This is a genomic window from Streptomyces sp. NPDC001406 (assembly GCF_042895285.1).
In the GTDB taxonomy this organism is placed as follows: Bacteria; Actinomycetota; Actinomycetes; order Streptomycetales; family Streptomycetaceae; genus Streptomyces.
Window position 1 is genome coordinate 37,202 of record NZ_JBIAWG010000013.1, and the last position, 22,853, is coordinate 60,054.

Below are 22,853 nucleotides of genomic sequence, written 5' to 3' on the forward strand. Positions count from 1 at the left end.
AGGAGTGACATGCACGCGCTCAGCGGACGGCGGCGCCGAACCACTGGGGCAGCCGGCCGAGCAGATCCTGCTGATCCTCGCCGACCCACGCCACGTGGCCGTCCGGCCGGAGCAGTACCGCCGGCACGTCCAGGTCCTCGCTGACGTCGACGACGTGGTCGACGCGATCCGCCCAGCCCGCCACCGAGAGCCGCCCGGTCTGGTCCAGCAGTAGTCCGCGGCCGCCGTGCATCAGCGCGTACAGGCGCCCCCGCTTCAGCTCCACGTCCCGCATGCGCCGACCGAGCAGGTCATGGCCCTCGCCGACGTCGTAGCGGACCCCGATCGCAGTGATCTTCTCGATCAGGTACCGGTTCACCTCCTCGAAGTCCATCAGTTCCGACAGCAGTCGGCGCACTGCCTGGGGACCCGGCTCGGGGGACAGCAGCTCCATCTGCGCGCGGGTGTTGGCCAGCACGTCGGCGGCCACCGGGTGCCGTTCGGCGTGGTAGCTGTCCAGCAGCCCCTTTGGTGCCCAGCCGCTCACCTCGGCGGCCAGTTTCCAGCCGAGGTTGAACGCGTCCTGGATGCCGAGGTTGAGCCCCTGCCCGCCGGTCGGCGGGTGGATGTGCGCCGCGTCGCCGGCCAGCAGCACCCGGCCGACCCGGTAGCGTTCGGCCAGCCGGGTGGCATCACCGAAGCGGGACAGCCAGCGCGGTGAGTGCACCCCGAAGTCGGTGCCCGCGAACACCCGCAGCCGTTGCTTGAACTCATCGAGGGTCGGTGGGACCGAGCGGTCCTCGGCCAGCCCCTCGGCGGGTACGACGACGCGGTACACGCCCTCCCCGAAGGGCCCGAGACCGAACCGCTTGTGAGTCTCGCGGACCTCGGCCACCACGGCGGCGACCTCCTCCGGAGGTACGGCCACCTCCATCTCGCCCAGCAGCGTCTCGACCTTGGTCGGCTCGCCGGGGAAGCCGACGCCGAGCAGCTTGCGCACCGTGCTGCGGCCGCCGTCGCAGCCGACGAGGTAGCGCGAGCGCAGCTGCTCGCCGTCGGCCAGCTCGACACTCACCCCGTCCTCGTCCTGGCTCAGCCCGACCAGCTCGCAGCCGCGCCGGATCTCGGCGCCGACGGCGACGGCGTGCTCGGCCAGCAGGCGATCGGTGATCGTCTGCGGGATGCCGAGGACGTAGCCATGCAGGGTGTCCAGCCGTTCGGGCGCGGGCTTGACCATACCGGCGAAGAAGCCGCCGACCCCGTACTGCTTGCCGTGCGCGAGGAACCGCTCCAGCAGACCGCGCTGATCCATCACCTCGATGCTGCGCACGTGCAGGCCCAGCGCCCGGACATATGGGGCCGGCTCCGACTCCTTCTCCAGCAAGAGCACCTTCACGCCGTGCAGCCGCAGCTCTCCGGCCAGCATCAAGCCGGTCGGTCCGCCACCGGCAATGATCACGTCGATCATCAAGTCCCCCATTTCAACAAGGCTTCGCGGCGCGTGCCTGCAAGCGCGTCACGGAGCCCGGATTTCCGCAGGTTCTGGCTTCGGCCGGAGATTGTGCAGCACGACCGGGGCCTTGCCGCAAGGCCCCCTGTGCGCTATACGTTGAGAGTGGCAAGGAGTGGGTGACCTCCTTGCCTTTGCTTTTGCCCTTTGCCGAACACACCTGGGGCTTGTTCCTGGTCGGAACCCCCCGTGGGTCTACCCGAGATCCGCTTGCGCTTTTGGTGACGGGTCTTCAGGCAGACGCTGGACTGTCCGCCATCGCGGTGCCTCGTCGTCAGGGACGTCCGGGGAGGCGAAGTGGAACGGCACGCCGAGGTAGTGGGCCAGGCCCGTCCTGCCCTGTGGGCGGCCCGCGCCGGCGGGGGCCCGGGCGCGGTGGTAGACGGTCGCCAGGTGGCCTTGCCCTGACGGGTCCTCCAGGACCGAGACCAGGAGCACGAACCAGTCGTGGACGGTGTCGCCGTCCCAGAGAGCCTCGATCGCGGCCACACTGCCCGGGTGGGCGGCAGCACGGGCTGCGAGTGAGGTGACGTCGAGCGGATCGGGCTGTGTGCGCCTCACGCGATCGCCGAGGACCTCGTATCGCGAGTGGACCACCCGTTCCGCGTCGATCAATCCCAGTCCGAGCGGGCGCAGGGCGTCCCACACGGCCTTGACGGCCACCAGCCGATGGTCGCGCAGCACATGCGCGGCCTGCTGCATTGGCAGCACCGACGTCACCGGGTCGGGGGACTGCGCCGTCGGCTGCCGGGCCGGATATCCCGGATAAGTGTGATCATCACCTTAAGGTGACGTGGGGACTCCCGACCGTCACCACGGCTGGCAGGAGGACCAATCGATGAATCTCACTCTGAAGCGCCTGCTCGGCGCTGCTGCGGCGGTGGTCATGGGCGCGACGGCCCTGCTCGGCACCGGTGCCGGCACCGCCAACGCCACCGGCAGGGCGTACTGCGACCGCGCCGAACGGGACATGTGGCACGGGGGGCCCGGCACCGACGTGATCGGCCACAACTGCAGCATCCCGAACAACAAGCGCCGCTGGTACACCATCGAGATCGACACCCTCGTGGAGACCTACTACAAGTCCGAGCATCTGGACGAAGGCGTTGCCCGGACCGAGACCCTGCACGACAGCACCGTCAGGTGCATGGGCTACACCTCCAGCAACGGCACGGTGCACTGGTTCGGCTGCCCGCCCTCCTGAAGCGGGTGCAGCAAGTTGGTCCGGATCCTCTCGGACACCGTCCACGGACAGTTTCTCGGCAGAGGGGGGAGCGAGGGGCAGGGACACAGCCACGTCGCGTGGTCCTGGAGGGTGCTCCGTCTTCGGTCTGCTTCGGCGTCACCGGACCACGAGCCGAGCACTGTTACCGGGTGATGGACCGAGCGGAGGCATGGCTGCCCTGGCTGGTGTCCGCCGCATGGATCAGCGCGCTATTGATCCTCGTCCTGCCGCGACGGTTTCCTCTGCGACGGCCCACGGCCCACGGCCCACGGCCCACGGCCGCCGGCATCGCCGTCGCCGGCCTGGCCCTCGCAGTATTCCTCGGAGCCCAAGCCATTGCGCCATGAACGCAGGTGAAGGGCCTTGTGCATAGCCCCGCTCAGCACCAACACAGTTGGTGGGCGAGTGGTACGTCGTGGTCGTACACAAGGCCTACGACCACGACTACCTACCCGATGATCTTGCCGAAGCGGCTCGCTGCTGCCCGTACGGCACGACAACGGCGCACGTGCCTTGTGCGGTGGTGGGTCAGGCCGGGGCGTCGGTGTCCTGCTCCGCGGCCGCCGGGTCCATCCACATGACCTGCCAGCCATGGCCGTCGAGGTCGAAGAAGCTGCGTGAGTACATGAAGCCGTAGTCCTCGGCGCCATCCGCCTCGGAGCCGCCCGCCGCGAGCGCAGCGGCGCTGACCGTATCGACCTCATCGCGGGATGACACGCTGAAGCAGTACAGCGCCAGCGTGTGCGTGGTGGGATCGGCCATCGGCAGCTTCGCGAACTTCGCGAACTTCTCACGGCTGAGCAGCATGACGAAGGCGTGCTCGCCGACCAGCATGCAGGCGGAGGTCTCGTCGGTGAAGTTCGGGTTGAAACCAAACCCGAGATCAGCGAAGAATGCTTTGCTGCGTTCGAGGTCAGCTACGGGGATGTTCACGAACAGCATGCGGCCGGGGTGTGCGGGTTTGGTCATGGTGGGTCTCCAGTCGGCGTCTCGATGACGTACGTCCGGTAGACCGGCCCGGCCGGCGGAACTCATCGGTGGATCTTCGCTGACTATCCGAACAGCAGACGCCTTCGCTTGGATATCTTCGCTGCCAGATGCAGGGGTCAGCCGCGGTCAACAAGGGTGGCTGGCAGCCATATCCGTGCCTGCTCACTCGGTCGGAGAAGCGCCGGGTCACCGGCGGGACGTCCGACCCTCTCTCCTGAAGCGGTCTTGAAGTCGACGTGACCTCCAGGTGCGCGCCGGCCGCCGCCGGACCGGCTGTGTTGTCAGTGGCGGGGGATACGGTGCGGTGTGATGGGCCGGACGGAGATCGTGAGGGACTCGCGGCCATGGGGGGTGGGTCGTACAGGCCCCGGCAGCCGGCTCGGGACTGGAGATGTTTTGCCGTTCCCCACCCCCCACCTACTCACACTGGTTCCGACGTGAGGGTCCGGGCCCGGCGAGCGTAGCCTCCTCGGCATGCTGGATGGTCCTGACGTGTCGGTGGTACTGGGAGGCGGCGTGACCGGCCGCTCGGAGGCCTGGGACTTCGTGCGCTGGTTCGCTGGTGAGTGGATCGGCTGCCCCCTGCAGTCCGAAGACGGCTGCTCCCTGGACGAGTTGATGCCCTGGGTGGCGTCCTGGTCTTCCGCCGCGAGAACCAGGATTGCGCGTCGTGGGCGATTCCCCTCGCTCAGATCGAGGAGGACGACCCTCCGGTGGTGGTGGAATCGCACCAGGGCTGGATGCCCTTCCTCGACCGGATGTCCCTGGCGTGGGTCGAGATGGTGCTGAGCGAGTCGCTCTTCGGAGACGACACCCTGTACGACGCCTGCGAGCTACCGGACGCGCTGGTGCCGCGCCTCCACGCTCGCTACGCCCGGGTCGAACTGCCTGACCATGCGATGTGGGCGAGCGAGGAGGGCTCACCCGTACGCTGGTATGCGGCCCCTGGCCGATTGCTGCGCCGGGACGGCCTGCAGGACCACTGCTGGGTCCACGCACGCGGGTGCGTGGTTGGCGACCTTGAGGTCATCCGTGCGGACCTCCCCGGTTCTTGGGTTTGCTGACTGCTTGCCCGCCGCTGATGGCGGACGTCGGCAAGTCTGTTGATCGGGGTATTGGGGAATCTGGTGTCCGAGTGTCGAGAGATGATGTCGACAAGGAAGTGCTATTTGCTGGTCGGTAATTATTCGACACGTCACATTCGTTGAAAAAGGATTGCCCCTCCCGACTGCGCCACTACGCTTTAGGGACGTGGTGCGGAACGGGGGATGTCATCATGCAAGTGTCTCGGACACGGCAGACGCAGACGGCACGTATCGAACAGCCGACGTGGCGAGGCGTGACGCGGCACGTGTCGGCGCCCAAGGGCAGGTCACGCGAGCCGTCGTCCATGGACACCCACGCGCGTGAGGTTCCGGGCGGGCGTCAAGAGGCGCTGCGGCAGGAGGCCGCGACGCGGTGGCCCGAGCCCCGCTTCGACCAGCCTCGGATCGAATCGGCTTCGCCGGGCGGGTCCGTGAACATCACCATCCACGGCTCGGCGGACAACACCATCTGGGCCATCAACAACAGGGACGTCACGCAAACGCTGACGCGGACGCAGACGGATTTCAAGAGCGAAATCGAGGAAGCGGCCAGCAAGTTCCGCGAAGAACTCATGGCTGATCGGGACGCATTCCTGCGTGCGAACTTCCCGAGCTGGCAGCGGCGAACGGGCGTGCCTGAGGCGGATGTTCAATCCGCGCACCAGCAATTTGCATCGGCCCCTACGGAACGGCAGATCAAGGCTGCTTGTCAAGGGGTACGGTCTGCCATGGCCATGCTCGAAGCCGAACTCCCCGAAATGCAGCTCGGCAGCACGGCGGAGGACGAGATCAGGCGAACGGTCGCGGCGATCAACCATGAACTGGGTGGCACGTCCCTCGACCGGGCTCGTATCGGGGCGGCTCTGGACGGCATCATCGCCGTGCTGCACGAGTCCAGGTACCCGCAGGACTCGCCGGCCGGCAAGAAGACATCGGCCGCGGCCGAACAACTCAAGTCCGCACGGCTCCAGTTGGACACCCTCGACGTTGCCTGAGGAGGCACGATGACCGGGATGGGCGGGCCGCAGTTCTTCGGGCCGGTCACCGGAAGCCAGTTCGCCATCGGCAACCGTGATGTGGTGCAGCACCAGTACGTCGCGGGTGGCGAGCCCGTGCCGCAGTTGGCGGAGACGATGCGAGCGCTGCTGACGGGTCTGGAGCGCCTGGGGCTTTCCCCCGAGGGTGAGGGGACGGTACGTCAGGACGCCGAGGCGGTCCTTGACGAGGTGGCGAACGGGCAGCCCGACGCGGGGCGCCTGCGCGTCTTGGTGTCCCGTATCAGGAACGCGCTGTCCGCCATCGCCGCCGGAGCGGTCACCGGGGCCGCGGCCGGCGTGGGAAGCGGAGCGGCCGAGCTGGCCCAGAGCATGCTGGTGGATCTTCAGCGGGCGCTGCCCTGACAGGGTGCTCCATGTGGAGCTGCCTGACCACGGCCGGGTCGGCGGCCCGGAACTGACCGAACGGTCGATCACCACCGGCTTCGACCGGCTGCGCCGCATTCCCGCGGTGATCCTTCCGGCCGACGGTGCAAAGCGGGCCGCCACCGCCGCCGCAGCCCTGAAGACCGGCCTCTTCGACCGCATCGTCATCGATACCGCCGTCGCCGACTGCCGCCTCGGATGACCCGGCCGAGCGTCGTCCGGCTCGGGGCTGTCGTGGATTCGGGCACCGCTGCCACCCGATTCGGTTGGCAGGAGACGCCGATCATGCCATTTGCACTGCGATGACCTGCAGGAATCCCGTCCCGCGCCCACACCCAATCGGGCAACATCCATGAAGGAACGGGCGTCTCACCTGGTGAACTACGGCGATATAAATCCATGGCCGAAACAGACGGGCCATGTTCGCCCGAACGGGAACACCAGGGAGGTGCTTGCGCGTGAAAGCCGAAGAGCGACAGCATCGGATCCTGGCTCTCGCCCGCCGCAGCGGAAGAGTGGAGGTGTCCGCCCTGGCCGCCGATTTCCGGGTGGCGCCGGAGACGATCCGCAGGGATCTGAACGAACTCGCGCGAGGCGGTCTGGTCCGCCGGAGCCACGGCGGTGCCTACCCGGTGGAAAGCGCCGGGTTCGAGACCTCGCTGGCCCAGCGTGAGACTCACCATGTGGAGGACAAGCGCCGTATCGCCGCCGCTGCCGTGCACCTGTTCGGCGAGGCGGAGACCGTGTTCATCGACGAGGGCTACACCCACCGCCTCATCGCCGACCTGCTGCCCTCCGACCGGAATCTGACCGTGGTCACCGCCTCCCTGCCCACCGCCGCTGCGGTGGCGGAAGCCTCCCAGGCCACGGTGTTGCTGCTCGGCGGCAAGGTCCGCGGCCGCACCCTGGCCACCGTCGGATCCTGGACCAACCAGATGCTGTCCAGCTTCGTCATCGACCTGGCGATCCTGGGAGCCAACGGCATTTCCCGCGACGCCGGCCTCACCACACCCGACCCGGTGGTGGCCGACGTCAAAGCTCAAGCGATCCGCAGTTCCCATCGTCGGATACTCGTCGGAATCCACACGAAATTCGGAGCGCAGAGCTTCTGTCGATTCGCCAAGATCGGCGACTTCGAAACCATCATCACAGACACCGGCCTGCCGGTTGCCGAAGCTCACCGCTACTCCTTGCACGGACCCAACGTAATCCGGGTCTGAGTTCCTGCCCGAGCCGCCAAGCCCGAGGGTTTTCCCTCGCCGGCTCTTTCAAGCACGCCGTCATTCCTCGGCGTAAGACCCCGTTCCCAGCTCGTTGTTCTCCCCCCAAGAAAGGTGCTCCCATGCACTACAGACCCACCAGGGCCAGACTGACGACGGCGGCCCTGACCGGCCTCACCTGCACCGCCCTGCTCGCCGGCTGCGCCGGTGCGGGAGGCAGTGGCGGGGGCGACGGTGACAAGACCGTGAACGTGCTCATGGTCAACAACCCTCAGATGCTCGACCTCCAGAAGCTGACCAGGGATCAGTTCACCAAGAAGACAGGCATCAAGGTCAACTTCACCGTCCTGCCGGAGAACGAGGTGCGGGACAAGATCACGCAGGATGTCGCAACGCAGGCGGGCGGCTATGACGTGGTCACGGTCGGCGCCTATGAGGTCCCGCTGTGGGCCAAGAACGGCTGGCTGTCACCACTGGACAACACGGTCGCGAAGGACGCCTCCTTCAAGCAGGACGATGTCTTCGCGTCCATGACGGACGGGCTGCGCGGCGGGGACGGCAAGCTCTACGCCGAGCCCTTCTACGGCGAGTCCTCCTTCCTGATGTATCGCAAGGACATCTTCGACGCCAAGCACCTGACCATGCCGGACCGTCCGACCTGGAAGCAGGTCGCCGACCTGGCCGCCAAGGCGGATGGCGCCGAGAAGGGTATGAAGGGCATCTGCCTGCGGGGCAAGCCGGGTTGGGGTGAGCTCGGAGCCGCCCTGACCACTGTGGTCAACACCGAGGGCGGCACCTGGTTCACCAAGGACTGGAAGGCCCAGGTCAACGGCGAAGGCTTCACCAAGGCGACCGAGGACTACGTCGATCTCGTCCGCAAGCACGGCGAGGCCGGCGCCCCGCAGGCCGGATTCGCCGAGTGCCTCAACAACTTCACGCAGTCCAAGACCGCCATGTGGATGGACGCCACATCGGCAGCGGGCCTGCTGGAGGACCCCAGTTCGCCCGTCGCCGGCAAGGTCGGCTACGCGCAGGCGCCGGTGACCGACACCAAGGCCTCCGGATGGCTGTGGACCTGGGCCCTTGCCCAGCCGAAGGCGGGCAAGCACCAGGATGCCGGTGCCGAGTTCGTCCAGTGGGCCGCGAGCCAGGACTACGAGAAGCTCGTCGGTGAGAAGCTCGGCTGGTCCCGGGTCCCGGCCGGCAAGCGCAAGTCGACCTACGACAACCCGAACTACCAGAAAGCCGCGGCGCCCTTCTACCAGGCCACTTTGACCGCCATCAGCGAGGCCGACCCGAAGAACCCCGGGACACAGCCTCGCCCCACGGTCGGCGTGCAGTACGTGACCATTCCCGAGTTCCAGGACCTGGGCACCAAGGTCACCCAGGAAGTGTCCGCCGCGATCGCCGGACGCCAGTCGGTCAAGCAGGCCCTCGACAAGGGACAGAAGCTGGCCGAGCAGGTCGCCTCCAAGTACCAGAACAACTGACCGCAATCCCCATGCCCCTTGTGCGGCCCCCTTCCCCTCGCACAGGGGCAAGGGGGCCCCACGGAGCGGAGAGACACAAGTGAGTAGTGCCCTGATGCAGAAAGCAAGACGTCCCGCCGGGCCACATGCGGCCGCGGTATCTCGTCAACGGTCGGGCCGCGCAAGGGCATGGGCCAGGCGCGCCCCGATGATGCCGGCGCTGGTGTACATGGTGATCGTCACCCAGCTGCCGTTCGCCGCCACACTGGTGATCTCCTTCATGAACTGGGACGCGCTGCGGCCCGAGGAGCGCGGCTGGGCCGGGTTCGCCAACTACAAACTGGTGTTCAACGACCCGGACATGCGCGCCTCGGTGATCACTACGGTGTGGCTCACCGCCGGTGTGGTGCTGCTGAGCCTGCTGCTCGGCCTGGGTGTGGCGCTCCTGCTCGACCACAGGTTCCGCGGGCGCGGAGCGGTACGGACCATGATGATCGCCCCGTTCCTCGTCGTGCCCGTCGCGGCCGCACTGCTGTGGAAGCATGCGCTCTACAACCCCGAGTACGGCCTCCTCAACGGCGCCCTGACCTGGATCTGGTCACTGTTCGGCTCGGACAACCCGCCACAGCCCGACTGGATCAGCTCCTCACCCCTGGCCGCCGTTGCCGTCTCCCTGATCTGGCAGTGGACGCCCTTCATGATGCTGATCCTGCTCGCCGGACTGCAGAGCCGCCCACTGGAGATCATCGAGGCCGCCCGGGTCGACGGCGCCAACGCCTTCCAGATATTCCGCCATCTGACCCTGCCGCACCTGCGCCGATACCTGGAGCTGGCGGCACTGCTCGGGTCCATCTACATCGTGCAGAACTTCGACGCGGTCTTCACCATCACCTCGGGCGGGCTCGGTACCGCGAACCTTCCCTACACCATCTACCAGACCTTCTATCAGGCACATGACTACGGTCGTGCCTCCGCAGCCGGCGTCATCGTCGTGCTGGGCACCATCGTGGTGGCCACCTTCGCACTGCGCACGGTGTCGACGCTCCTGCGGGAGGAGAAGACCTCATGAGCACCACCCTTGCCCGGCCCCGGTCCCGCCGGCAGCGCGACCCCTTCGTCAGGCACCACTCCAAGTCCGTCATAGGACTGGCCGGCTGGTCCGTAGGCCTGCTCTTCTTCGCGCCGTTCGCGTGGATGGTCCTGACCTCCTTCCACAGTGAGACGGACGCCGCCACCAACCCGCCCTCCCTCGCCGCCCACCTGACCCTGCACGGGTATCGCGAGTTCTTCGGCGCCTCGACAGGGGCCAGCCCCTGGCCCTCTCTGATCAACTCCGCGACCGCAAGCGTGTTTTCGACCCTGCTCGTCCTCGCGCTGTCCATCCCCGCGGCCTACGCACTGTCGATCAAACCGGTGCGCAAGTGGTCCGACGTGATGTTCTTCTTCCTGTCCACCAAGATGCTGCCCGCAGTCGCCGGCCTGCTCCCGATCTACCTGGCCGCCCAGAACCTCGGGATGCTGGACAACATCTGGCTTCTGGTCATCCTCTACACGACCATGAACCTGCCGATCGCCGTATGGATGATGCGGTCCTTCCTCGCGGAGATCCCCGTGGCGATCCTGGAGGCCGCCGCGATCGACGGCGCCGGCCTGCCGACCGTCTTCCGAAGGATCATCATCCCGATGGCGGCGCCCGGTATCGCCGCCACCTCACTGATCTGCTTCATCTTCAGCTGGAACGAGATGCTGTTCGCCCAGGTGCTCACCGGGGTCCAGGCTTCGACCGGGCCGGTCTTCCTGACCAGCTTCGTCACCAGCCAAGGTCTGTTCCTGGCCAAGGTCTGTGCCGCGGCCGTCGCTGTGTCCATCCCGGTTCTCATCGCCGGATTCGCCGCTCAGGACCGCCTGGTCCAGGGTCTGACCATGGGAGCCGTCAAATGAAGGCCGCACTCATCACCGAGCAGGGGACCATCGAGATGGTCACCGTGGAGGATCCCACGCCCGGCCCCCGAGAGGTCGTCGTGGCCGTGGCGGCCTGCGGCCTGTGCGGCACGGATCTGCACATCCTGCAAGGTGAATTCGCCCCCGAGCTGCCCATCATTCCCGGCCACGAGTTCGCCGGTGAGGTGGTCGCCGTCGGCCGCGACGTCACCGAACTGGCCGTGGGTGCCCGCGTCGCCGTCGACCCCTCACTGAGCTGCAACGAGTGCTACTACTGCCGCCTCGGCAGGAACAACCTGTGTGAGCGCTGGGCGGCCATCGGCGTCACGACCGCAGGCGGTGCGGCGGAATACGCCGTAGCACCGGTCGCCAACTGCGTCGTCCTGCCCGACCACGTATCCACCCACGACGCCGCCCTGATCGAACCGCTGGCCTGCGCGATACGCGGGTACGACGTCCTGCGCAGCAATCTCGCCAATCACGTGCTCATCTACGGCTCGGGCACGATGGGCCTGATGATGCTGGAGCTGGCCAAGCGCACCGGCGCGGCCGGCGTCGACGTCATCGACATCAACCCCGCACGCCTGGAAACGGCGCGGACGCTGGGCTGCGGCAACGCCGTGACCTCCGCAGACCAGATCGACATGCCCCGCGGCTGGGATCTCGTCATCGACGCCACGGGGAACGAGAACGCGATCCAGGACGCCCTGGGCCGGGTGGGCAAGGGCGGCACCTATCTGCAGTTCGGCGTCTCCGACTACGCCGCCCGGGCGACGATCGAGCCCTACCGGATCTACAACCAGGAGATCACCATCACCGGTTCGATGGCGGTTCTGCACAGCTTCGAACGCGCCGCGGAGCTTTTCACCGCCGGCGTGCTGGACCCGGAGATCTTCATCAGCGACCGCCTGCCGCTCGCCTCCTACAGCGAAGCACTCAAGCGATTCCAGGCCGGCGAGGGCCGCAAGATACAGGTGCAGCCGGGCCTGGGCGCCTGATCACCCCGGCAAGGCAGAACACAAGAGGCCGCCACGCCCACTCGCTCAACCGGGCAGTGGCGGCATTCGCCCTCCCACCCGCGACAGGCGCGCGCCGGGCTAGAGGAGACCGAGATCGCCGAGTTCCTTGTGCAGGTCTGCGCGGGGATTGTCGGCGTGTACCTGTGGGTCGCGGAGAGCGGCCGTCCCAGAGGTGCCGTCAGAGTGGGCGGTCGGGCGGGGCCGTGAGCGGCGATCCCGGAAAAGCCAGGCTCCGGCCAGACCGCCGATCAGTCCTCCGAGGTGCCCGAGCCAGCTCACCCCCGGCGTCCCGGGTACGGCAACGGTGAGCATGTAGGCGAAGGAGGCCCCCATGACGATACCGATCAGCGTGTCGATCAGGTGCCGGTCGAAGAGCCCGCGGACCACGACATAGCCGAAGTACCCGAAGATCAGACCGCTGGCGCCGACCGTCTCCACACCGCTTCCTTCGAGGAACCACACCATGAGCCCGCTGGTCACCGCCACCAGCAGACTCAACCCGAGAAAGCGGACCACGCCTCGGTAGGCGGCCAGGAATCCGAAGACGAACAGAGGCCCGGAGTTGCTCTCGATGTGCGCCCAACTCCAATGCAGGAAGGGCGCGATGAGTATGTCGGGCAGCGTGCCCATGTCCCCGGACATCACGCCGTGGTCCCGTGAGAGGGAGTAGTGGTCGGCATAGTTGATCAACTGCACCAGCCAGACGACCAAAAGGAACCCGAACATCACGAAGAACGCCTTCCGCGCCTCCGCGATCATCTGCTCAGGCCCGACCGGCCCCCTGCCCGCCCGATCCTGATCCGCCCCACCCATGGCAGCTCCCTCCCCGGCGGATCCGTATCCGCATGCCGCGAATTCTAGGGAGTCCTGGCGCAGTCGTTCTCCCGCCGCAAGCCGCAAGCCGCACCGAGGGGGAGAGGTCCCAGTTGTGCTCGTACCGGTGTCGGAGGGCTCTGACATCATGCGGCCATGATCACCGCGGACAACCTGCTGGCCGGCCTGGACGAAGTGGACTGGGCGAACCTTGACCACGCCTACGGGACGGCCGACGATGTCCCCGGCCAACTGCGCGCCCTGTGCGGAGACCCGCTGTCAGGCATCTCCGCACGCGGTGCCGTTCCTTGCCCGGATCGCTCTCGCCGGCCCGAGGCCGGCGCGTGAGCACGCGTTGCGGCTCCTGACCGGCCTCGCGGTCAACTGGGACGAGGAGCGCGAGATCATCGACGGGGCCGACATCGCCGCTTGGCGCGCGGAGGCCGCCGAGAACTCCTCCGACAACCTCCTCCCCCTGTACGAGGAGGCTCTGGCCACCGAGCAGGACGAGCAGCGACGCCGGAACGTGCAAGGCATCCGGGACTGGTTGGCGGCGGCCGGCAATCCGATCGACGCCCGTGACTCTTCGATGCGTTCGTACGACTGCGTCCTCGCCGAGCTTCCCGCTCTGCTCACCCTCCTGGACGATGAGAACCCCCGGGTCCGGACCCGGACCGCCTACCTGCTGGCCTGGTTTCCCGAACTGGCGGACACCTCTGTGCCTCTCCTGCTCGACCTTGCCACACACGAATACGATGCGGTCGCCAAGGCCACCTCGCTCGTAGCTGTCGGCATCCTCGGCACGATCGCTCTCGCGAAGACCCTCGCCACCGATCTCGACGCCGAGGACAGCCTCGTGCGCTGGGCGGCGGCCGCCGCTGTCGCCCAGACCGCCAAAAGCGCCGACGCGGAACTCGACGGCCCGCTCCTCGACCGGGCCGTGGCCGAACTCGCTGCCGCGGCCGCGGCCCCCGCGCCCGTACCCGCGACCGACTACAACCAGGGCGACTTCCACGGCCACACCGCCGACATTCTGCTCGCCCTCCCGCCTTCCCCCACTTCGCGCGCCGCGGTCGCCGCCTGCCTGCCGTCCGCCAACCCGTGGCAGAGGGCGTTCAAGGCGAAGGCGGTCCTGCCGGACCTGTTCCCCGTCCCCCTGCCCGATTCCCGCCCTCCGTACGCGAGCCTTCCCCGCCCCCAGCAGCAGCTTTTGTATGCCCTCGCCGACCTCGGCGATGGCTGGTGGCACACGGCGGGTGACCTCGGCGAGAACCTGACCACTTACGGGCTTCCGGCCACTCACGCAGGGCTGCGCGTGTACATCGGGCTCCCTGCGGCAGGCTGCGGGTCTGCGGCGTCCCCATGGCCGGCCGCCGATCGACAAGGACAAGCGTGAGCAAGCGCTTAGTAAGATGGTCGGCGGGTAGTCCATGTGGCAGGGAGGGACAGTCATGTCGATGTCGCAAGTCGAGGCCTTCTACGAGCGGGAGGCCGACGACCGGTTCCTTCCCACCGCCTATACCCGGGGACCCTGGGACGCCGACTCCCAGCACGCCGGGCCGCCGGCCGCGTTGCTCGCCCTGGCCGTCGAGGAACGGCCGGGCGGACGGCCGGACATGCGGGTCGCCCGGCTCACCTACGAGATCATGCGCCCGGTTCCGATCCGGCCGCTGACCGTGGCCACGCGCGTGCTGCGTGCCGGGCGCAGTGTCGAGCTCGTGGAGGTGGCTCTGGCACCCGACGACGGCCAGGAGGTGATGCGGGCGACGGCGTTGCTGATGAAGACGGCGCCGGACTCGGTACCGCAGGTGTCGCCGGGCCGGCAGGTGCCCGGGCCCGGGACCGTACCCGCAAAGGCGTTCTTCCCGGTCCCCTGGGACCAGGGCTACCACACGGCCATGGAGATTCGTTTCGCGGGCGGCTCGTTCCTGGAGCCCGGACCGGCCACGGCGTGGATGCGGATGCGGGTTCCCCTGGTCGCCGGAGAGGAGATCACACCGCTCAGCAGGGTGCTGACGGCCGCCGACTCGGGCAACGGTGTCAGTGCCGCGCTCGACTTCCACCGCTACGTGTTCATCAACGCCGACCTCAGCGTCAATCTGCACCGCCATCCCGAGGGCGAATGGGTCTGCCTGGACGCCCGGACGATGGTGGACGGCGCGGGCATCGGCCTCGCCGAGTCCGCCCTGCACGACGAGAAGGGCCCGCTCGGCCGCAGTACCCAGAGCCTGTACGTGGCCGCTCGTACCTGAGCCGAGCAGGTTCTCATCGATTTGTCCGTCCGGACCTCAACCCCGCACGCGCCCGTGGGGGATCAGGCGGCGCGGCCGGCCTTGAGTGCGGCCGCGGTGTCGACGACGCGGCGAGCCTGGTGGCGGGCCGCCTGCAGGACCACTTCACCGGGCGGGCCGTCGCCGGTGACGTGGGAAGTGCCGTACGGGTTGCCCGACCGGAACTGGATGGGGTCGGTGTAGCCAGGAGGAACGATGATGCCGCCCCAGTGGCAGAACGTGTTCGCCAGCGCCAGGAGGGTCGATTCCTGCCCGCCGTGGGCGGTGTTGGACGCGGTGAAGGCCGAGTACACCTTGTCCGCGAGCTTGCCCTGGAACCACAGGGGGCCGGTGGCGTCGATGAAGGCCCTGAGCTGGCCGGCCGGGTTGCCGAAGCGGGTTGGGGTACCGAACAGCACCGCGTCGGCCCACTCCAGGTCGTCGTGGCCGGCCTCGGCGACATCGGCGGTGTCCTGCAGATGTCGGGCCCACTCCGGCCTCGCGCTGATCGCATCCGGTGGGGCAGTTTCGGCAACCCTGCGCAGTCGCACGGTGGCGCCTGCCTTCTCCGCGCCCTCGGCAGCGGCTTGCGCCAGGGTATGTACGGTGCCGGTGGAGCTGTAGTAGATGATCGCGACGTTCACGGGTTCCATGCTCGGTTTCCCTCCTGTGCGGGTCTGATCGGTACGACGACACAGCCCCGCGAGATGTGTGGTGACGTGCCGGCCTCACATTTCGCTGCGACGGATCGTCGTAAGGAGTGAGGTGGAGCGTCCGAGGGAGTCGGTGACATGATGAGCAACCCGTCCGAGCCGGGACACGGCCGGCCCGAACCGGGGCTGAGCGCGATCATGAGTGAGCGGCGCCGGCTGACCAATCTCGCGTACCGGCTGCTGGGATCCCTGGCCGATGCCGAGGATGTCGTACAGGAGACGTACGCCCGCTGGTACGCGATGTCCCCGCAGCGCCAGGCAGCCATCGACTCACCCGGAGCCTGGCTGACGACCGTCGCCGGCCGTATCTGCCTCGACCTGCTCGGCTCGGCGCGGGCCAGGCGCGAGCGTTACGTGGGCGAATGGATCCCGGAGCCGCTGCCCGACCGCACGGAGTGGATCAGCGGGCGGCCGGGAGCAGGCACCGTCGACCCGGCCGACCGGGTCACCCTCGACGAGTCGGTCAGCATGGCCTTCCTCGTCGTACTCGACGCGATGACTCCGGCCGAGCGCGTCGCGTTCATCCTGCACGACGTCTTCCGGTACCCCTTCGCCGAAGTGGCCGAGATCGTCGGCCGGACCCCGGTCGCCTGCCGTCAGTTGGCCTCTTCGGCGCGTCGGCGAGTCCGAGCCCCACAGCCCGACGCGGCTTCGGCAGCCCAGCACGCCGAGATCGTCAGAGCCTTCAAGCAGGCATGGGAGGCCAAGGACATCGACGCCCTCATCGGCCTGCTGGACCCTGATGTCACGGCGACCGGCGACGGCGGCGGACTCGCCACTGCCGCGCCGCACCCGATCGAGGGCGCCGGGCAGGTCGCACGCTTCTTCGTCGACCGGTCCGTTGCGGCGGCCGGCGTGACGCTCGTCGAGCGTACGGTCAACGGTCAGCCGGGTCTGGTGGCTCAACTGGACGGCGTCACCGTATCGGTGATGGCGTTCGACGTCACCGGCAACCGGATCCATCACATCTGGGCAGTGCTCAATCCCGACAAGCTCCGCTCCTGGACGACTGGCTGAACGTCAGCAGGACAGGTCGAGCGTGACCGCGGTCCCGCGCCCGGTGTTCTCGGCGTACGCGGTGCCGCCGTGGGCGGTGGCGACCGCGTGCACGAACGCGAGTCCGAGGCCTGAGCCCTCGCTCGTGCGGCTCGCTTCGGCGCGGGCGAAGCGGTCGAAGGCCCGGGGCAGGAATTCGGGCGGGAAGCCGGGTCCGGTGTCCGTGATGCGCAGCCGCAGCCTGCTCTCGTGGACGGTGGCCGTGAGGTGGACGTTGCCGTGGCCGTGGCGCAGTGCGTTGTCGACGAGGTTGCCGATGGCGGGCCTCAGCCATCGGGCATCGACGTGCACGGTTGTGTCGGCTGCCTCGACGGTCAGGTCGCGCCCGGCCCGTTCGGCGGTGCGCAGATGCGGGGCGACCGCGGCGTCGACGAGATCGGTGAGTCGTACGGCGGCTCGGGTGACGTGGTCGGTGCTGCCGAGTTCCTCCAGGCCGAGGAGCGCGTTGGAGAGGTCGATCAAGTGCTGGACCTCGGTGTCCACGGAGCGCAGGGTCTCGGTGAGTTCGCCGGCGGAGCGGGGGCGGTGCAGCGCGACGTCGAGTTCGGCGCGCATCACGGTGAGCGGGGTGCGCAGTTCGTGGCTGGCGTCCGCGACGAATCTGCGCTCGCGTTCGGCGGACGCTTCGAGGCGGTCGAGCATGTGGTTGAGGGTGTGGCCGAGGCGGGTGATCTCGTCGTCCCGGTCGACGGGTACGTCGAGGCGCAGGTTCTGGGTGCCGTCGGCGAGGGTGGCGGCCCCGCTGCGGTAGCGCTCGACGGGGCGCAGTGCGGCGCGGGCGGTGCGGTAGCCGACGTAGGAGGCGGCGACGAGGGCCAGGCCGGAGGCGAGGGCGAGCTGGGCCAGGAGTTCGCGCAGGGCTTCGTCGCGGTGGCCGCGGCGCACGGCGGCGATCACGATCCGGGGCTGTCCGTCCGCGGTGACGCGCTTGGCCTGGAGTCGCAGGGTGTCCTCGGTGATCGGCAGCAGGGAGCCGATGTCACGGCGCACCGTGGCTCCTCGCGTGACGGTGCCGAGTTCGGCGGGGGTGAGCAGCAGTTGGTGGCGTACGGCGTCACTGGAGTGCAGGACGCGGCCGTGCGCGTCCAGGACCTGTTGGAGACTGCCGCTGGGGCCCGGAGGAAGCTGGGCTTCGGCGCGCACAGCATGGTCGAGACTGCGCTGGTAGGTGGTGAGGTCGTCGTTCAGCTGCTGGTCCAGGGCGGTCTTGACCCGCCAGTAGACCAGACCCGCCGTGCCTGCCAGGACCAGCGACATGGTGATGGCCACGGCCAGCACGAGGCGGGTGACGACCGGCAGCCGCCGGAACCAGGTCCGCGGCCGGCCGGCCGGGTTCACGGGGTGGTCTCCAGGCGGTAGCCGCGTCCGCGCAGGGTCGTGATGGTCGTACGGTCGAAGGCCCGGTCGACCTTGGCGCGCACCTTGGAGACGTGGACGTCGATGGCATTGCTACGCAGGTCGGTTTCGCCGTCCCAGACCTCGTCGAGCAACTGTGTGCGGGTGACCACGCGCCCGGCGTTCTCCATGAGCACCCGCAGGACGTCGAACTCCCGCCGGGAGAGGTCGAGTTCGGCGTTGGCACGCCAGGCCCGCTGCTGCTCGGGGTCGAGGACCAGGTCGCCGACCTGGACGCGGCCGGAGCAGTCGGGGCGGCGCCGGGATATCGCGCGCAGCCGGGCCAGCAGTTCCTCCATGGCGAACGGTTTGACCACGTAGTCGTCGGCGCCGGCGTCGAGACCGGCGACCCGCTCGGTGATCGCGCCACGGGCGGTGAGCAGAATCACGGGGACGTCGACGCCCTCGGCGCGCAGGGTCCGGCACACCTCCAGGCCGTCCAGGCCGGGCAGCATCACGTCGAGGACGACGGCGTCCAGGCGCGGGTCGCGGGCGGCGGCAAGGCCGGAGGGCCCGTCGTAGCGGCCCTCGGCGGTGTGGCCTGACTCGGTCAGATAGTGGACAACCAAGTCCGTGAGGCGGGTCTCGTCGTCGACGACCAGGTAGTGCATGCCGGTCAGGCTAGCCGCCCGCCCGGGTGCCGGGATTCCTGGGCATCGGGAAGCTTCATGGTCTGTTCATGTGGCATCCCTACCGTCGTTCACGTCGCGGCGCTCCGCGGGCCGCGACCGGTCCGTCGTCCTGCGCGCCGGGACGGAAGGGACAGACATGCATACAGCGGTCACGGTGCTCGCCGCCAAGGGCATCACCGACCACATCGCGCCCACCGACCTGATGACCCGCGGCGGCCTGGACGTCATAGCCCTGCTGATCCTGGTCGGCTGGCTCTACCGGCGCCGGCCCAGTGCACCGGCGATGCCGTTCGTGCTGACCGCGCTGAACGTCGGCCTGTTCGCCGCGATGAGCACGATCAGCTCCGGGAAGTTCCCGGCCGGGGTCGGCTTCGGCCTGTTCGGCATCCTGTCCCTCGTCCGGCTGCGCAGTGCGGCGTTCACCCTACGCGACGTCGCCTACACCTTCGTCACCCTGGTCATCGCCCTGTGCACCGGGCTGCCGCAGCGCCAGATCTGGCTCGTCGCCGTGCTCGGCGTGGCGGTTCTGGTGGCGGTGCTGCTGGTCGACGACCCCGGCAGGTACGAGCAGCCGACCCGGACCGTGAAGCTGACCCTCGACCGGATCTACCCCGAGCCCGCGCTCATCGCCCAGGACGTGGCGTTCCGCTTCGGGCAGGCTCCGGTGTCCGTGGAGGTGGACGAGGTGGACTACGTACGCGAGACCACGCGCGTCTCCGCCCGGTACCCCGCCGGGCCCGACGAGTCCGCAACCGCCGTGGACGCCGAACCGCACGAGCCGGTGGTGGTTCCATGACCTCCACTTCCGCTGCGGCCTCCACGTCCGCCTTCGAGGCCCGACTGGGCCTGCCGGCCCTGCGCGGCGCCACGCTCGCCGAGGTCGACGCGGTCGCCGCCCTCCAGCACCGCACCGACCGCAAGTATCTGCTCCCGCTCGATCGCGCCCGCGCCTTCGTGGCCCGGCTGGCGGACAGCCACCACGTCCTCGACCTGGACGGCCGGCGTACGACCAGCTACCTCAGCACCTACTTCGACACCCCACAGCTGGGCGCCTGGCACGCTCACATCCAGCGTCGGCGGCGACGCTGGAAGGTCCGCACCCGCCTGTACGCGGAGGACGGGCTGTGCCGGGTGGAGGTGAAGACCAAGGACGGACGCGGCGCCACGGTCAAGCACGCCCTGAAGGTCGAGCCACACACATACGGCCAACTCGACACCGAAGCAGCCGAGTTCATCGACGACGTGCTGCACCAGGCCGCCGTTCCGGTCACCACGGCCGACCTGGGGCCCGCGGCCGAGATCCGCTACGTCCGCGCGGCCCTCGCCGACCTCCACCACGGCACCCGTGTCACCCTCGACGGCACCCTCACCTGCCACCACGGACACCGCACGGCCGTCCTCGACCCGCAGACGGTCCTCGTCGAGACCAAGGGCGGCATCCGCCCCGCCCCCGCCGACCGGCTGCTCCTGCGCCTGGGTGCCCGCCCGGTCTCCCTCAGCAAGTACATCGTCGGTCAGTCCCTGCTGACCCCCGGCCTGCCGGACAACGACGTCCGCCGCGTCCTCCGCACCCGCTTCCAGACGGTCCCGCACCTCGAAAGGACCCGTGCCGCATGAACGCCCCGCGCCGCATCTCATGGCCGTACGCCGTCATCGCCCTCCTCGCGGTCGCAGCCGCCGCCTTCGGCGTGCTCCGGCCCCAGACCAGCCCGGCCGCCGCGTCCACCTCCGCGAAGAAGAAGCCCGGAGCCACCGAACGCATCAAGCAGAACCCGCCCCCGAAACTCTTCACCGACGCCGCCATCGCCCCGATCGGCAAGCAGGCCGCCGCCCAGCGCAAGAAGGCCGACGCCGTCTTCACCCAGTGGAAGGCCGAGCACGGCACCGCCCGCGACGACAAGGCGTTCGCCGCCTGGGCCGCCCAGCAGGTTCCCGCACCGCCCACCGCCGCCGAGCGTGCCGCCGAACTGCGCCAGGTCCAGCGGCTCGGCAAGACCCGCACCGCCGCCGGCAAGAAGGCCGCCACCTGGCTGGAGCTCTACGGCAAGAAGGACATCTGGAAGCTGTACCTCCACGACCAGCGCGAGCTCATCCCTGCCCAGCAGGGCACGGCGGAGAAGGCCGAGCTGAAGTCGGCACTGAAGCTGGCCAAGACGATCAGCGACCAGCTCGCCGCCAAGGACAAGCAGCCCGCGCCCTTCGTCCTCGACCCCAGCCTGCGCCCCGACAAGCACCTCAAGCCCGGCGCCAAGGGCCCGTACTCCTACCCCTCCCGCCACGCCGCCCGCGCCGCCACCGCGGTCACGATCCTCAGCGCCCTCTCCGCCCACCGCGCCGAGGACTACCAGTGGATGCAGGACGAAGTCATCTACTCCCGCCTCTACATGGCCGGTCACGTCCAGAGCGACCTCACTGCCGGCACCTTCCTCGGTGACCTCATCGGCGACTACGAAGTCGCGGTCAACGGAAACTGACTCCGCGTCCGGCAGACGGAATCGGCACGGCCATGATGGCTTCCGGGCCGACTTTGGGATCATGGCCGGGTGGACGGGAATCCGGTGTTCGGCGGGGCCGGGCCCGTGGACGTGCTCACTGTGGCACCGACGGGCCGGACAGCGGTGGCATGGCTGCCGCCGCGGGAGCTCTGGCCGGTGATTCAGGACATCCGCTGGGAACACGATCCACAGGTACAGCGGTGGCCGCCGCATGTGAATCTGCTGTTCGGCTTCGTGCCGGAGGAGGAGTTCGCGCGAGCCGTCCCGCTGCTGGCCGCCGGGGCGGCGCAGAGCGCGGCGTTCACGGCGCGCCTGGCCGGGGTGCGGTACTTCCGGCACCGGAAGTACGCGACAGTATGGCTCGACCCGGCCGCGGCGGGCCCGGCGCCGTGGGCCCGGCTCCAGCGTGAGCTGCAGCTGCGGTTCCCGCTCTGCCAGGGGCGCGGCGGCCGCTTCACCCCGCATCTGTCCCTCGGCCGCACCCAGGACCCCAAGCGTCTGGCCGCCGAGTGCGCCGTGCGGCTCGGCACGCTGTCGGCGGAGGTCGAGGAGGTGGTCCTGCTCTCCCGGCGCGGCGAGGGGCCCATGCGACCCCGGGCCGTGATCACGCTGGGCACGGGCGAGGTCCACCGACCGCAGGAAGGCGGTTGAGCGATCGGCGCCCGCATACGTGCCTACGTGAAGGGGCCCTCGACCGTGAACCGGCGCAGGTGGCGGGCGAACGTCTCGGCCTCACCCGGCGGCCATGACGACAGGCCGGCCATGATGTGGGCGGCCAGTCGCTCACGCAGCTCCGCCACCGTCGACCGGCCCCGCTCGGTGAGAACGAGCAGGTGTGCACGCCGGTCATGGGGGTCGGCCTCACGGCGGACGAGTCCGGCGGCCTCCAGTCGGGATGCGCGCCGGGTGACACCGGAGCGGTCGACTCCGGCGTCGGGAGCCAGGTCGGCCGCGCTGCGGGGTCCGGTGCGGGCCAGTGCGCTGAGCACCGGGTACGTCAGTTCGTCCACCGCCTCGCCCATGCCCTCGGTGAGTTTGCTGTGCAGCTGTGTGCGCGTGGTGCGCCTGAGCAGGATGCCCAGGGCGTCCGCGATCTCGTGTCCTACCTCGTTCTCCACACCACAAGAATAGCGTGCGCCGCGCACGCATTGGGTGCTATGGTCGAGGAGATGCGTGCGTGGCGCACGCTTCACCCTCTCTATGCTCCTGCCCTGAAAGGAACGCCCATGACTCGCACGGGAATCAAGGCCGCCCTCACCGACCTGCTCTTCACCCGGGACATCACCGTGCAGGAGGCAGCGGACCGCCACTTCACCCCGCAGTACCGCCAGCGCACGGACGGGCAGTGGGCCGACCGCGCCGAGTTCCTCGAGCACATCAGCCACCTGCGTGACATGGTCGCCGACGGCCACGTCCAGGTTCACGAAGAGCTCTACGACGGCAGCAAGTACGCCGACCGGCACACCGCCCACATCACAAAGAAGGACGGCTCGGCCGTGAGCATGGAGGTCTACGTGTTCGCCGACCTCGCGCCCGACGGCCGATTCAGCCGCATCGAAGAGACGACGCTGATGCTCCAGGGCGACGAGGCCGACCGCAACATCGGCAGCGCCCGCTAGA

At 68.8% G+C, this 22,853-nt stretch carries 27 protein-coding genes; 19 read left to right on the plus strand and 8 right to left on the minus strand.

Annotation, left to right across the window (positions count from 1 at the left end):
• Positions 1-19 precede the first annotated feature (19 nt).
• Positions 20-1,447, minus strand: coding sequence for a rifampin monooxygenase (gene rox / locus ACFY1J_RS29665; RefSeq protein ID WP_390711253.1), 1,428 nt, complete (start codon positions 1,445-1,447; stop codon positions 20-22).
• 237 nt (positions 1,448-1,684) lie between these two features.
• Positions 1,685-2,191: a hypothetical protein gene (locus ACFY1J_RS29670; protein WP_390711206.1), complete on the minus strand. Its 507-nt coding sequence runs from the start codon at positions 2,189-2,191 to the stop codon at positions 1,685-1,687.
• Positions 2,192-2,327: 136 nt separating this feature from the next.
• Here ACFY1J_RS29670 and ACFY1J_RS29675 point away from each other — a divergent pair, with 136 nt between their 5' ends.
• The gene (locus ACFY1J_RS29675; RefSeq protein WP_390711205.1) at positions 2,328-2,693 is read left to right on the plus strand and encodes a hypothetical protein; all 366 of its coding nucleotides are present in this window, start codon (positions 2,328-2,330) and stop codon (positions 2,691-2,693) included.
• Positions 2,694-3,242: 549 nt separating this feature from the next.
• Here ACFY1J_RS29675 and ACFY1J_RS29680 read toward each other — a convergent pair.
• Complete coding sequence (locus tag ACFY1J_RS29680) at positions 3,243-3,683, minus strand: VOC family protein (RefSeq protein WP_390711204.1); 441 nt, start codon at positions 3,681-3,683, stop codon at positions 3,243-3,245.
• Between the two features lie 737 nt (positions 3,684-4,420).
• Between ACFY1J_RS29680 and ACFY1J_RS29685 the strand changes: the two genes are divergently transcribed.
• From ACFY1J_RS29685 to ACFY1J_RS29725, 9 genes are all read left to right on the plus strand, one after another.
• Positions 4,421-4,768: a hypothetical protein gene (locus tag ACFY1J_RS29685; protein WP_390732297.1), complete on the plus strand. Its 348-nt coding sequence runs from the start codon at positions 4,421-4,423 to the stop codon at positions 4,766-4,768.
• A gap of 326 nt (positions 4,769-5,094) precedes the next feature.
• A complete protein-coding gene (locus ACFY1J_RS29690) occupies positions 5,095-5,784 on the plus strand; it encodes a hypothetical protein (RefSeq protein WP_390711202.1) in 690 nt (229 codons plus the stop codon).
• A gap of 9 nt (positions 5,785-5,793) precedes the next feature.
• Positions 5,794-6,189 (plus strand): hypothetical protein, encoded by a 396-nt coding sequence (locus ACFY1J_RS29695; RefSeq protein WP_390711201.1) that lies wholly within the window; start codon positions 5,794-5,796, stop codon positions 6,187-6,189.
• Between the two features lie 13 nt (positions 6,190-6,202).
• Entirely contained in the window at positions 6,203-6,412 is a 210-nt protein-coding gene (locus tag ACFY1J_RS29700) for a sugar-binding domain-containing protein (protein ID WP_390711200.1), read from the plus strand.
• 256 nt (positions 6,413-6,668) lie between these two features.
• Complete coding sequence (locus ACFY1J_RS29705) at positions 6,669-7,430, plus strand: DeoR/GlpR family DNA-binding transcription regulator (RefSeq protein ID WP_363295905.1); 762 nt, start codon at positions 6,669-6,671, stop codon at positions 7,428-7,430.
• Positions 7,431-7,552: 122 nt separating this feature from the next.
• On the plus strand, positions 7,553-8,920 hold the full coding sequence (locus tag ACFY1J_RS29710) for an ABC transporter substrate-binding protein (RefSeq protein WP_390711199.1): 1,368 nt from the start codon (positions 7,553-7,555) through the stop codon (positions 8,918-8,920).
• A 94-nt stretch (positions 8,921-9,014) separates the two neighbouring features.
• Positions 9,015-9,968, plus strand: coding sequence for a carbohydrate ABC transporter permease (locus ACFY1J_RS29715; protein WP_390711198.1), 954 nt, complete (start codon positions 9,015-9,017; stop codon positions 9,966-9,968).
• On the plus strand, positions 9,965-10,840 hold the full coding sequence (locus ACFY1J_RS29720; RefSeq protein WP_390711197.1) for a carbohydrate ABC transporter permease: 876 nt from the start codon (positions 9,965-9,967) through the stop codon (positions 10,838-10,840). The genes ACFY1J_RS29715 and ACFY1J_RS29720 overlap by 4 nt, the downstream gene beginning before the upstream one ends.
• The gene (locus ACFY1J_RS29725; RefSeq protein ID WP_390711196.1) at positions 10,837-11,838 is read left to right on the plus strand and encodes a zinc-dependent alcohol dehydrogenase family protein; all 1,002 of its coding nucleotides are present in this window, start codon (positions 10,837-10,839) and stop codon (positions 11,836-11,838) included. The genes ACFY1J_RS29720 and ACFY1J_RS29725 overlap by 4 nt, the downstream gene beginning before the upstream one ends.
• 99 nt (positions 11,839-11,937) lie before the next feature.
• Here the strand turns inward: ACFY1J_RS29725 and ACFY1J_RS29730 are convergent, their stop codons facing one another.
• Positions 11,938-12,672 carry a rhomboid family intramembrane serine protease gene (locus tag ACFY1J_RS29730; protein ID WP_390732298.1) on the minus strand — a complete coding sequence of 245 codons (735 nt, stop codon included), beginning with the start codon at positions 12,670-12,672 and terminating at the stop codon, positions 11,938-11,940.
• Positions 12,673-12,828: 156 nt separating this feature from the next.
• On the opposite strand from ACFY1J_RS29730, the gene ACFY1J_RS29735 reads away from it, so the two are divergent.
• From ACFY1J_RS29735 to ACFY1J_RS29745, 3 genes are read left to right on the plus strand one after another with little or no spacing between them, the layout of a single operon-like run.
• Positions 12,829-13,020: a hypothetical protein gene (locus tag ACFY1J_RS29735; protein ID WP_390711194.1), complete on the plus strand. Its 192-nt coding sequence runs from the start codon at positions 12,829-12,831 to the stop codon at positions 13,018-13,020.
• A gap of 7 nt (positions 13,021-13,027) precedes the next feature.
• Entirely contained in the window at positions 13,028-14,068 is a 1,041-nt protein-coding gene (locus ACFY1J_RS29740) for a hypothetical protein (protein WP_390732299.1), read from the plus strand.
• 55 nt (positions 14,069-14,123) lie between these two features.
• On the plus strand, positions 14,124-14,924 hold the full coding sequence (locus tag ACFY1J_RS29745) for a thioesterase family protein (protein WP_390711192.1): 801 nt from the start codon (positions 14,124-14,126) through the stop codon (positions 14,922-14,924).
• A gap of 62 nt (positions 14,925-14,986) precedes the next feature.
• On the opposite strand, the gene wrbA is transcribed toward ACFY1J_RS29745, so the two are convergent.
• Entirely contained in the window at positions 14,987-15,595 is a 609-nt protein-coding gene (gene wrbA / locus ACFY1J_RS29750) for an NAD(P)H:quinone oxidoreductase (RefSeq protein WP_390711191.1), read from the minus strand.
• A gap of 141 nt (positions 15,596-15,736) precedes the next feature.
• On the opposite strand from wrbA, the gene sigJ reads away from it, so the two are divergent.
• Entirely contained in the window at positions 15,737-16,672 is a 936-nt protein-coding gene (gene sigJ, locus ACFY1J_RS29755) for an RNA polymerase sigma factor SigJ (protein WP_390711252.1), read from the plus strand.
• Between the two features lie 3 nt (positions 16,673-16,675).
• On the opposite strand, the gene ACFY1J_RS29760 is transcribed toward sigJ, so the two are convergent.
• Entirely contained in the window at positions 16,676-18,049 is a 1,374-nt protein-coding gene (locus tag ACFY1J_RS29760) for an ATP-binding protein (RefSeq protein ID WP_390711190.1), read from the minus strand.
• Positions 18,046-18,717: a response regulator transcription factor gene (locus ACFY1J_RS29765; protein ID WP_390711189.1), complete on the minus strand. Its 672-nt coding sequence runs from the start codon at positions 18,715-18,717 to the stop codon at positions 18,046-18,048. The genes ACFY1J_RS29760 and ACFY1J_RS29765 overlap by 4 nt, the downstream gene beginning before the upstream one ends.
• A 157-nt stretch (positions 18,718-18,874) precedes the next feature.
• On the opposite strand from ACFY1J_RS29765, the gene ACFY1J_RS29770 reads away from it, so the two are divergent.
• From ACFY1J_RS29770 to ACFY1J_RS29785, 4 genes are all read left to right on the plus strand, one after another.
• A complete protein-coding gene (locus tag ACFY1J_RS29770; RefSeq protein WP_390711188.1) occupies positions 18,875-19,534 on the plus strand; it encodes a DUF4956 domain-containing protein in 660 nt (219 codons plus the stop codon).
• A complete protein-coding gene (locus ACFY1J_RS29775; protein WP_390732300.1) occupies positions 19,531-20,355 on the plus strand; it encodes a polyphosphate polymerase domain-containing protein in 825 nt (274 codons plus the stop codon). Before ACFY1J_RS29770 ends, ACFY1J_RS29775 begins: the two co-directional genes overlap by 4 nt.
• Positions 20,352-21,212: a phosphatase PAP2 family protein gene (locus tag ACFY1J_RS29780; protein WP_390711186.1), complete on the plus strand. Its 861-nt coding sequence runs from the start codon at positions 20,352-20,354 to the stop codon at positions 21,210-21,212. The genes ACFY1J_RS29775 and ACFY1J_RS29780 overlap by 4 nt, the downstream gene beginning before the upstream one ends.
• Positions 21,213-21,281: 69 nt before the next feature.
• Complete coding sequence (locus ACFY1J_RS29785; RefSeq protein ID WP_390711185.1) at positions 21,282-21,884, plus strand: 2'-5' RNA ligase family protein; 603 nt, start codon at positions 21,282-21,284, stop codon at positions 21,882-21,884.
• Positions 21,885-21,907: 23 nt separating this feature from the next.
• On the opposite strand, the gene ACFY1J_RS29790 is transcribed toward ACFY1J_RS29785, so the two are convergent.
• Positions 21,908-22,351, minus strand: coding sequence for a MarR family winged helix-turn-helix transcriptional regulator (locus ACFY1J_RS29790; RefSeq protein ID WP_363295916.1), 444 nt, complete (start codon positions 22,349-22,351; stop codon positions 21,908-21,910).
• A gap of 108 nt (positions 22,352-22,459) precedes the next feature.
• Here ACFY1J_RS29790 and ACFY1J_RS29795 point away from each other — a divergent pair, with 108 nt between their 5' ends.
• The gene (locus tag ACFY1J_RS29795) at positions 22,460-22,852 is read left to right on the plus strand and encodes a nuclear transport factor 2 family protein (protein WP_390711184.1); all 393 of its coding nucleotides are present in this window, start codon (positions 22,460-22,462) and stop codon (positions 22,850-22,852) included.
• Position 22,853: the final 1 nt, after the last annotated feature.